This is a genomic window from Bifidobacterium sp. POST2/T3 (B1), from assembly GCF_058197115.1.
In genome coordinates, this window is record NZ_JBVPQK010000072.1 from 1 (window position 1) to 10,953 (window position 10,953).

General features: G+C 58.5%; 7 protein-coding genes. All 7 read left to right on the forward strand.

Translation table 11 applies throughout. The annotated features are described in order from the left end of the window. The coding region (locus AC0AP0_RS05105; protein WP_490429587.1) for a CPBP family glutamic-type intramembrane protease at window positions 1-2,100 on the forward strand (2,100 nt) is incomplete at its 5' end. A gap of 10 nt (window positions 2,101-2,110) precedes the next feature. Continuing rightward, window positions 2,111-3,256 carry a CPBP family intramembrane glutamic endopeptidase gene (locus AC0AP0_RS05110; RefSeq protein ID WP_490429588.1) on the forward strand — a complete coding sequence of 382 codons (1,146 nt, stop codon included), beginning with the start codon at window positions 2,111-2,113 and terminating at the stop codon, window positions 3,254-3,256. Window positions 3,257-3,395: 139 nt separating this feature from the next. Continuing rightward, window positions 3,396-4,727 carry a UDP-N-acetylglucosamine 1-carboxyvinyltransferase gene (murA, locus tag AC0AP0_RS05115; RefSeq protein ID WP_045935015.1) on the forward strand — a complete coding sequence of 444 codons (1,332 nt, stop codon included), beginning with the start codon at window positions 3,396-3,398 and terminating at the stop codon, window positions 4,725-4,727. A 14-nt stretch (window positions 4,728-4,741) separates the two neighbouring features. Beyond that, window positions 4,742-5,635, forward strand: a complete 894-nt coding sequence (locus AC0AP0_RS05120) for a lysophospholipid acyltransferase family protein (protein ID WP_490429589.1) — start codon at window positions 4,742-4,744, stop codon at window positions 5,633-5,635. A gap of 116 nt (window positions 5,636-5,751) precedes the next feature. After that, window positions 5,752-6,750: an NAD(P)H-dependent glycerol-3-phosphate dehydrogenase gene (locus tag AC0AP0_RS05125; protein WP_490429591.1), complete on the forward strand. Its 999-nt coding sequence runs from the start codon at window positions 5,752-5,754 to the stop codon at window positions 6,748-6,750. A gap of 323 nt (window positions 6,751-7,073) precedes the next feature. Further along, window positions 7,074-8,222 (forward strand): D-alanine--D-alanine ligase family protein, encoded by a 1,149-nt coding sequence (locus AC0AP0_RS05130; RefSeq protein ID WP_490429592.1) that lies wholly within the window; start codon window positions 7,074-7,076, stop codon window positions 8,220-8,222. Between the two features lie 69 nt (window positions 8,223-8,291). Continuing rightward, a complete protein-coding gene (locus AC0AP0_RS05135; protein ID WP_490429590.1) occupies window positions 8,292-10,820 on the forward strand; it encodes a DUF4268 domain-containing protein in 2,529 nt (842 codons plus the stop codon). Window positions 10,821-10,953: the final 133 nt, after the last annotated feature.

The window sequence follows — 10,953 nt, forward strand, 5'->3', positions numbered from 1 at the left end:
CAGGCCGTGGATGATGGCCTGGCCTACCCGGGACGAATCGCCCATAGAAAGATTGTGCTTCCGGGCGCTGAAGGGGCTGGTCATCGTGGACGCACGGGGTCTATGCCTGTCGGTGAACGTCCCTCGGTGCTTCCTGGATCCGATGATTTTTTGACATCGGTCACTATAGCCAGTCAACCGGCTGTTCCAGCATTTCCTCCGGCGGATCTGTCTGCCGACGGGCACGAAGAGAAGGGGTCTGGCGAGGGGTCTGTACCCAGGCGCGTGGTGATTCGCCGGGATCTGGAGGCCCCCAAGGTTGCGAAGGCTCCGAAGCAGCAGGATCATTCTGCGGCCAAGGTTGTCTGGTCCTGGACCAAGCCGGAGGTCAGCAATGCTCCGGTTTTCTCCTGGAATATGCGAAAAGGCCGCAAGCCGGCAGAAAAGACCCGTGTAAGCAAGCCCAAAGCCCCTGCTGCCAAGGCTTCGTCTCTTGCCGCATCTGTTCCTTCCTCGCCAAGCAAGGCTACAGGTTCTGCCGTTTCAACAGCATCTGCCCCCGGTTCTTCGTCTGCCGAACCGGCTGAGTCCAAGCCGACGGCTGCCGCTTCGGCGGATTCGACGTCTGCCAAGCCGAATACAGCGGCTTCCGCACCCGCAAAAGTGTATGTTCAGCAGTCTCCGACCCCAGTGGTATTCACTGATCGACCGGTCGTCGTTCGCCGTTCAAATGCCGACTGGGATTCGCTTATCGCTGGTTCATCGGCTTCAGGTCAGGGCGTCGCCGCTGCACAATCCGTTGCCAGTGGTGCCAAACATCAGGGGCGCCAGGTCTGTTCGACTCCACGGGTGGTTGATCAGCTGGCCGAGGTCGTCGGCATCAGCACAGGCGGTCGGACCGTTACGTCATCACCGAGGACTCCGGCCGCTCAGGCGGATTATGCCGTTCAGCCTGTGCAGGCCGTCCAGACAGTCGGTGAAGTTCAATCCGCAGGCGCCCAACCTGCTCCGTCTGATTCCTCCAAGGCTGCGAATACATCCGCTCCAGCCGCGCAGCACGTTGTCGTCTCAAGCAAGCTGGATGAGGGCACGCCGAATGCTTCGGCAGCGGTCAAGGTCCAGGCGAAACCAAAGACGGCCACCAAGTCGGCATCCTCTGGCAAGCCCGTCTCCTACAGGGCCAGTTCGGGGGTTCTTCACGCCGTCAACGGCCAGGCCGCCTTCGCCTTCGTTTACCTTGCCATATCCGTTCTGATGCTCATGGTCGGTTCGGGTATGATCCTGCCGGTCATCATGGAGCGGGTCAAGGACCCAAGAGCCATTGCCTTCCTATCCGATGGGATTACCCTCCTGTCGGTCCTGCTGGCGCTGGCCTATGCCTTTATTTCAGAGTGGAGCGTTATTCGAGGTAAGGATCAGCGAGAACAGGACGCCGTCCATTGGCGAACAGATAGAAGAATGACACTGACGGCTCTGCTGGCCCTTGTGACGGTGCTCCTGTTGAGCCAAGGGATGGTCCATGAACTGAACAAGTTCTTCAACCACTTCTGTCTGCTTCTGCACATCCCCTCCCTGGCCTCGCGCAGTCTGCTGGTCACCGGCACTTCCTCGCCGATGATGGCCGTGTATGCCCTGTTGGCGGTTCCCTTGGCCGAGGAGCTGGTTTTCCGCGGCATCATCCTCAACGGGCTGCGCCGGTTCGGCAGGGTCTTTGCCATCCTGACCGCGTCCCTGCTCTGTGCACTCTTGCAGTGTGATCCGGTCTCTGGGTTCTGGATCTTCCTGCTGGGGCTGGCACTGGGATATTGCTCTCTGGAGTATGGCCTTATCTGGGCCATCGGAGCACGTATGGTCGGCGATTTGCTCTTTAGTGGCCTGCCCAACCGTTACCTGATGAGCGCTCCGCGAACTGCTCGTATGTCGATTTCGGCAGTGGCGTTGGTCTTGGTTCTGGCTGGGTTGGTCATGTTCTTCCTGCACCGCGCAAGTCTGTTTGACTACCGGCGGCGCTATCGAGCTCCTAAAGGAACCTACGCTTCCTGGAGGCAGCCTTGGTTCCTGCTCTATTTGCTGCTCTGCCTGCTGCTGGCAATCTTCAAGTTCGTGCCCGGCCTGCTCTAGAGCATGACGTATGGGTGCCGCCGGTGTTGGCGTAGACTTGGACCAGCTGGAGGTCGGTGCTGAACGGCCAAACCTGCAGAGGATCATGAAAGGGCATGGTGACATGGGGCAGACAGCGACGGAAGCCGATGCGTCAGGGACTGGGCAGACTCAGAAGCCCAGACGAGGCACGGCGGATCGCGCATGGATGAGTGCAGCCAGGGGCATGCTCAACCGCCAGGCCGCCCTGTTGCTGGTCTACCTGCTTATCATCAACAGCGTCGGCCTTCTGTTCGGTGTTCTGGCTCAGATGGAGTGGAATGCCGTGTTCGATCCGGTGCCTGCCCACTCGGGATTTATATATGTGATGAGCCATGCCGACAAGGAGTATGGGGGCATCATCAATCTGATCGCCGCCTGCACAGGCCTCTGCTTCCTGGTTTTCACACGACGTCGGCAGATCTGCGACTCCGGTCCCTCGGGCATTTTCCATACGGATCTGCACCCCATGACCTGGCAGGTTCTGCTGGGATGCTTTGCGCTGACGCTGACCGGGCAGACCCTGGCTGACTGGTATCAGTCGGGCATGGACTGGACTGCGGCGCGGTTGGGAGTGCAGCAGTCCTGGACCACGACCCAGCAAATCCAGCAGGCCTCGGGTACCATTCCCATGTTCATCTACGTCAGCCTGCTGGCCCCGGTCATCGAGGAGCTGGTCTTCAGAGGGGCCATCCTGAACGCGCTGAAGCCCTATGGGCACGTCTTCGCCATTGTCACCTCCGCCGTTATGTTCGGCTTCTTCCATGGCGACCTTGGCCAGGGGTTCTTCGCTTTCATCATGGGTCTGCTCCTGGGCTATCTGGCCTGCGAATACTCCATCTTCTGGTCCATGGCCCTGCACGTGTTCAACAACCTGGTCGTCAGCGACGGGTTGGAAGTCCTTCTCGGGTTTATGAGCGACAACATGTCCTCCTACATAAACGTGCTCATGATGCTGGCAGGCATGATGGCGGCCGTTCTGGTGCTTTACCTGGGCCGTCATCGGATTGCCGCTTTTCTGCATGAAAACCGCACCTACACGAACGTCTATGGCGCCTGGGCCTGCCCATTCTTCATCATGCTGCTGCTGATCATGGGCTTCACCATGCTGACCCCCTTCGTTTCAGCCGGCGCCTGACCAGTATCTGACAGGGTGGACGCTCTATGCCTGAGGCGACAATTCACGGTGTCCCCACACCCCCTGTGGCAGACTTGCAATAAGGGCCGATGATGTGCCAAAGCCCGGCTCTGAGCGGATACGAGAAAGAAGCCGATAAATGCCCAAGGTGAATACACAGGATGATGTGCTGCATGTGGTGGGCGGCAGGCCCCTGCATGGCACCATACAGGTCCGCGGGGCCAAGAACTTCGTCAGCAAGGCCATGGTGGCTGCCCTTCTGGCTCCGGGCGTCTCAGTACTCAAGAATGTGCCTGTAATCCGCGATGTCCAGGTGGTCTCGGACCTGCTGAGGCTTCACGGTGTCAAGGTGGACGTCCGTCCGCAGGAGGGCGTGGTCACCATCGACGCCAGCCATGTGGAGCTGGCTGATGTGGCCGATGTGGATACCTTGTCGGGTTCTTCCCGCATACCCATCCTCTTCTCCGGACCGCTCCTGCACCGGATGGGAGAGGCGTTCATCCCCGTTCTGGGTGGCTGCCGCATCGGCAGCAGGCCCATCGATTTCCATCTGGAGACCCTGCGCAAGCTAGGGGCCAATGTCGACAAGGAGCATGAGTCCGGCATCCACATCACAGCGCCGGACGGCCTGCATGGGGCCAAGATCCATCTGCCCTACCCCTCGGTGGGCGCAACGGAGCAGACCCTGTTGGCGGCAGTCCTGGCCGAGGGGCGTACCGAGCTGTCAGGCGCGGCTACCGAGCCCGAAATCATGGACCTGGTGGCGGTTCTGCAGAAGATGGGCGCGCAAATCTCCGTGGACGTGGACAGGACCATCCGCATCGAGGGTGTGCCCTCCCTGAAGGGGTTCACCCATACCTCCCTGCCCGACCGGATCGAAGCCGCCTCCTGGGCTTCCGCCGCCCTGGCCACCCATGGCGACATCATGGTCAAGGGCGCCCACCAACCCGACATGATGACCTACCTGAACGTCTTCCGCAAGATCGGCGGCCAGTTCGACGTGCGCGACGACGGCATCCGCTTCTGGCATCCGGGCGGCGACCTGCGGCCCGTGGCCATCGAGACCGACGTGCACCCCGGATTCATGACAGACTGGCAGCAGCCCCTGGTGGTCGCTCTGACCCAGGCCAAGGGTCTTTCCATCGTTCACGAGACCGTCTATGAGAATCGCTTCGGCTTCACCAAGCCGCTTATTCAGATGGGCGCCACCATCCAGCTCTACAAGGAGTGCCTGGGATCCCTGCCCTGCCGCTTCCAGCAGCGCAACTTCAACCACTCGGCGGTCATCTTCGGGCCCACCCCGCTGACCGGCCAGGACATCGATGTGCCCGACCTGCGTGGCGGCTTCAGCCACCTGATCGCCGCACTGACGGCCTCCGGCCCCTCCACCGTCCATGGCATCTCCCTGATCGACCGCGGCTACGAGGACTTCCGCGACAAGCTGCTGGCCCTGGACGCGCAGATCGACTGATCCGGTGGACATAGATGGCTTCCAAAGGCAAACCCTCCCCCCGGTCTGCGGTGCCCGCCCTGTCCGACCAGCAGGTGGCCCTGCTGGCCCAACGGCACAGGTTGGTGGATCCAACCCGCTACTATCCCACTGGACATCGCACACCGGCACTGGACGAGATAGACGGCCAGCACCCCGTGGGGACCACCCGCCTATTGCGCGGGGTCTCCCAGGTTGTGCGTGACTCCTGCCGGGTCTATGCCTGGGGGTTGGAGCGGGTTCCGGAGACCGGGCCCTTTATCACCGCAGCCACCCATGTGACCCAGTTCGACGTTTTCATTCCCATGATGGCCCTCTTCCACCTGGGTCGTCGGCCCCGCTATATGGCCAAGGCCGAGATGGCCCATTGGCCCCTTATCGGCAGCTGGTTCCGCATGGTGGGCATGCAGCCGGTCGAACGCAAGTCCGGCAAGGCCAGGTCGATTGAGGAGGAGTCGATCAGCATCATCACCTCGGGCAGGCCGCTGACCATCTGGCCCGAGGGGACCGTGACCCGTGACCCGCTGAAGTGGCCCATGTCGCTCAAGCCCGGGGTCGGCTTCATCGCCTTGGAAGCCTCACGGCAGCTGGGTCACATGGTTCCTCTGTATCCCAGCATCACCTGGGGGGCGGCTTCAATCAATCACAAGTGGCCCTGGCCTCGCAAGAACGTGGTCATGTGCTATGACCGGCTCCTTGATTATTCCGACCTTCTGGAAGACATGGATCAGTGGGGCGCGGAACCTCCCAAGCAGTCCGTGCATGCCCTCTGTGTCCGCCTGCGCAACAGGATGGAGGAGGTCATGGCCGAGATCCGTGGCGAGGAACCTCCGGCGGCTGGATACTTCGATTACGTGACCATGACCCGTCGGCCCAGAAGCGAGCAATAAGGCTGGAACCCACCTCCAATTCCCACTGTCCGGCGGCGGTGTCATAGGATGGTAGAGACAAGAATGAGGCTGCTGGTCGGCGTTCCCGTGCGCACGGCATTATGCAAAGGAGAATGATGACGAAGATCGCGGTATTGGGAGCAGGCGCATGGGGAACCGCTTTTGCCCAGGTATTGGCTGATGCAGGCAATCAGGTGGTCATGTGGGACATCGACCCGGATGTCGTGGGCGAAATCAACAGTCAACATTCGAATACTCGCCGTCTGCCGAACGTGAAGAGGCTGCCTGACGCCATCATCGCTGAGGGTGACCGGGCCGGGGCCGTCTCGGGGGCGGAAATCGTGGTCGTTGCCATAGCCGCTCAGCACGCCTGTGAGGCCTTGACGCAATTCAAGGGTCTGCTGGGTCATGATGCCATCGCAGTTTCCCTGATGAAGGGGATTGAACGGGCCACCGACAGGCGGATGGATCAGGTGGTTTGTCAGACGCTTGATCTGGACCCTGTCAGATTTGCGGCCGTATCCGGTCCCAACCTGAGCAAGGAGGTGGCTGCCCGCGAACCGAGCGCCACTGTGGTCGCCAGCGCGGATACCGATACCGCCATGAGAGTAGCCCGTGCCTGCACGACCGACTATTTCAAGGCCTTCGTCTCGGACGATGTGATCGGCCTGGAAATGTGCGGGTCGCTGAAGAACGTCACTGCACTGGCCGTGGGGATGTCGCGGGGGGCTGGATTCGGGGAGAACACAGCCGCCATGATTCAGGCCAGGGGGCTGGCTGAGCTCACTGCCTTGGGGGAGGCTTGCGGTGCCAAGTCCAAGACCTTCGCTGGCCTTGCCGGGGTGGGCGACCTGGTGGCCACCTGCGGGTCGTCCCTGAGCAGGAACTATACTTTTGGCTTCAATCTGGGTCAGGGCAAAAGCATTGAGGAGGCCACCCGCGTCAGCAAGGGTGTCGCCGAGGGCGTACCCACCACTGATGCTGTCGTCGCCCTGGGCAAGCGCTACCAGGTGGCGACCCCGCTGGCTACGGCCATGAGCCATGTGCTGGATCAGGGTCTGAGCTGCCGGGGCATGATTGACGAGCTGTTCGGCGGACAGATTACTGCAGAATGAGTCTGACCACCATCAGAGACGACCATCAGAATGGTGTCCATCAGAAAATCCTGAGGGTTATAGAGGGTGTACGAAGGCTGTGAAGCGTGCGCTATCAACCTTTTGATCGGCGATGAATGGTTTCCGGATCAGGATGTGCGCCTGGCTTGTCTGACTGCTGTATCGGCCTTGTTATGCCTGTTCGTGCCAAGCTTGTGGATGAGCGACTGTGTCCGGGCCTTGCCGCCTGGCAAGGGGATATTCTGCTGTCTTGAGTGATGTATCTGCCCGGGCAGGTGCCTGAGGTTGGAATTTATGTCCAGGATGAGGAAAGCCGAGGAATGATGGTCAGGAAACGTGTTGTGGTGCTCTATGGCGGGCGTGCCGACGAACATTCCATATCCTGCGTGTCTGCGGCCGGCGTGCTCAATGCCATCGATACCCACCGATACGACCCCATTCCCATAGGCATCACCAAGGACGGTCGTTGGACCATCGGCGGCCAGGATCCCAGGCAGTGGGGTCTGGGCGATGCCAGTCTGCCAACCGTGCAGATAACCGAAGGCAGCCGTCCGGTCATCCTCGACATGGCTCGTGGCAGGGATGGGTTTCTAATCGGCGACCATGCCGACCTGGTCTCTGGAGCCGAGCCTTCCAGGACGGTTGGTTCTTTGGAGCCTTTGGGACATGTTGATGCGGTCTTTCCGGTGCTCCACGGCCCATACGGTGAGGACGGCACCCTGCAGGGCCTGCTTGAAATGATGGGCCTGCCCTACGTCGGATGCGGGGTTTTCGCCTCTGCTGCATGCATGGACAAGCACTACACCAAGATCCTGCTCAGCCAAGCCGGCATACCCGTGGCTCCCGGCATCACCATTGACTCCCGTGAACAGCAATCCGGAGTAGACCTGTTGGCCGCTGTGGAGAAGGCGGAGCTGCATTACCCGCTCTTCGTCAAGCCCTCCCGCGCAGGATCCAGCTTTGGTGTGGTCAAGGTGGAAGAGCCTCAAGCCGAAGCCCTGGCTGCTGCGGTCGTCGAGGCTGCAAAGCATGACTGGCGGGTCCTGATAGAGGAGGGCATTGAGGGGCGGGAGATCGAGTGCGCCGTGCTCGCCTCAAGCAAGGACAGAAAGCCCCGTACAGCCTGGCCTGGCGAGGTGGTGCTGGACAAGGCTGATCAGGACGAGGCCTTCTATGACTTCGACAGCAAATACGTGGACTCCTCCGCCTCCCATGTGGAGGTTCCCGCGGACCTGCCGGCGGAGACTCTTCAGAAGGTTCGCGACCTGGCCGCCAAGGCCTTCAGAACCGTGGACGGTGCCGGTCTGAGCCGTGTCGACTGCTTTGTGACGCCCGAGGGCAGGGTCATCGTCAACGAGATCAACACCATGCCTGGCTTTACGCCTATCTCCATGTATGCCAAGGCCTGGGAAGCCACGGGGATCACATACACCGATCTGATCACCGATCTGATTGAGGGTGTATCGGCCTGACTGCGGCAGCGAGTGCTTCCTATAATAGAAGCGTCCGCTCTTGTACTCGCTGGTAAGGCAAGGTTCCCTATGGATGCTGGTCCCGTTAAGCTGCTGAGTCTGATTGCCGATAAGGGCAAGCGTTTTATCGTCCCTGTGTATCAGCGTCCCTATTCCTGGGATGAGGAACAATGCGAGCAGCTTTGGGACGATGTGCTTCACATCGGGCATTTACACGAAAGCGCCCATTTCATGGGTTCAGTGGTATGGGTTCAAGAGGGCACCATGGGCGCCGATGGGGTGACACCGGCTCTCATTATCGACGGTCAGCAGAGAATCACGACCGTAAATCTTCTCTTAGCAGCACTTGCTGCCTATGCAGACAGCCACCCAAACCAGGCCGATGAATTGCAGTTTTCACGCAATGAAATCATAGATGAATATCTGATTGATTCCTGTCGAGAAGGCGAAGGGCATTATCGTTTATGCCTCTCGCAGGGTGATCATGACCAATACGAGTCTGTCATTCACCATTTGGAGGATCCTAGGGCCCCGATTACAAGTGAGTCCCATAGAATCATTGATAACTTCCAATGGTTCAGTGGTCAATTGAAGGAGATGAGGGATCCGAACAGCGTGTGGGCTGGGCTCAGGCGCTTGGAAGTAGTGTCGATCTCCTTGACGCAGGGTCAGGATGATCCACAGGCCATCTTTGAGTCCATGAACTCAACCGGTAAGGACCTTTCGACTGCAGATCTGGTTCGTAATTATGTGCTTATGCGGCAGCCCCTGGAGATGCAGGGACAGTTGTATGAAGATCATTGGAGAATAATTGAAATAAAGCTTGGCGTGGATGTCTATAATGACGTTTTTGATGATTTTCTTTATGATTGGCTTGCCATCATCAACGCCCCCAGACCAGTGCCTACACGAGACGTATACCGGTTCTTTAAAGACTACGTGACCAACAATGGCTACGATAACCATGGTCAAATAGTCGGGCTTCTTGATCAGATGAGCAAGTTTGCCGGGTATTATTCGCGCATTACTTCGAGCTCGGGGGATGATCCTGAAATAGATCGATTGTTTGATCGCATTTGTGCTCTGAATATGTCTGTCATCAACCCCTTGCTCATGACCCTTTTGGATGATTACCAGGAGGGGGACGACCTCTTCAGTCGGAGTGATTTTGTATCCATGTTGAAGCTGTTGGAGAGTTATCTCTTCCGCCGCATTGCCTGCCAGATGTCCAACAACGGGCTGAACCGGTTCTCGCTTTCGGTCATAGCACGTCTCAGACAGGTAAAGGAAGATGGGTCACCCGGCTATAGGCAGGCTTTTGAGGCAGCCCTGCTGGGCGGGGCTGGAACAAGCCATCGGATGCCTGATGACAATGAATTTCATCAGACCCTTCTTTCGCGCGACTTCTATCCCTTTTCGCGTTGTAATTACATGTTGACGACACTGGAGAATGCGTACCATCCTAAGAACCCGATTGACTTCTCCTCCAGGAATTACACCATTGAGCATATTCTCCCCCAGAATGCACTCGCTCATGAGCAGTGGCGGCGAATGTTGGGTACTGATTGCGAACGGGTTTTTGCGGAGCATGTCAACAAGCTGGGTAATTTAACTCTGACCGCTTATAACTCGGAACTCTCGGATGGACTGTTTAAGCAGAAGAGGGATCGAATTGTCGGTGGATATCAGGATGAATACCTGTCTATTTCGCGTGAGTTGCGTGATGCGGAGACTTGGAACGCTGAGTCCATCGAGGCCAGGACGCGTCGACTGGCTGACAAGGCTTTGGAAGTCTGGTCTATGCCGAAGATTGATCGTGTGACTATTGACAAGTACAAAGCTGATAAGCAGGCGAAGATTCCGACAAAGACGGTTTCTTTGCACATGTTGGGTGCCAGTGGCCTGCTGAAGCCTGGCGATCGACTGGAGAGTCTTTCCCGCAAGTATGAGGCCAGTGCCCTCATTACTGGAGAGATGATGATTAGGGTCTCGGATGGACGTGAATTTGAGAGTCCCTCGTCGGCAGCTTCGCATGTTCTCAAATTGGCCGGGGCGAGCAGCAGCTCAATCAATGGCTGGACGTTCTGGGGGCATGGAGGCATCAGCCTTGACGAGTTTCGTTCTCGTTACCGGGTTTCGCAAGGTGATATGGAGTCTCTGGACCGCTCGAAGGTGAGGGCCATGTTCTGGGATGGGTTCGTCGACTTCTGCAAAGCTAGGAATGACTTCATGTCCGCTTTCGGCTCGGCCTTTGCCAGAACCGACCATACGAAGTACCGGCTGAGTTTTGGCTCGCCCGTTTCTGGCTGCAATCTGGCAGGCCTCATCGGCATCAGGGACGGGTACGCCACTGTTGAATTCCTCTTTCATGATCCTGCGAAATACGTGGACTTCCTTGAGCACAAGTCTCAGGTCGAGAGCGACCTGTCGGGCCAGGAGGGTGATTTGAGCTGGGATGATAAGGATGTAGACAAGAAGTCACGCCACCTGACTCTGACTAGGCGTACTGATTACAAACAAGACCAATGGGATGATATCTATCGCTGGCTGGCCGACGCTTTGCTCAAGATGAAAAGCGTCAGCAAATACGTCCGCTAGTGATTTGGGGCCCAAACCTAAAGCAATCAGTTGGCTTGGTCTACATCGTTCTCTGATTGGAGCTCGGCCTCCTGGACCAGATAGTCCTGGCCGGCAAGAGCGCGGGTGGCGGCATCCTGCATATCGGCGGCGA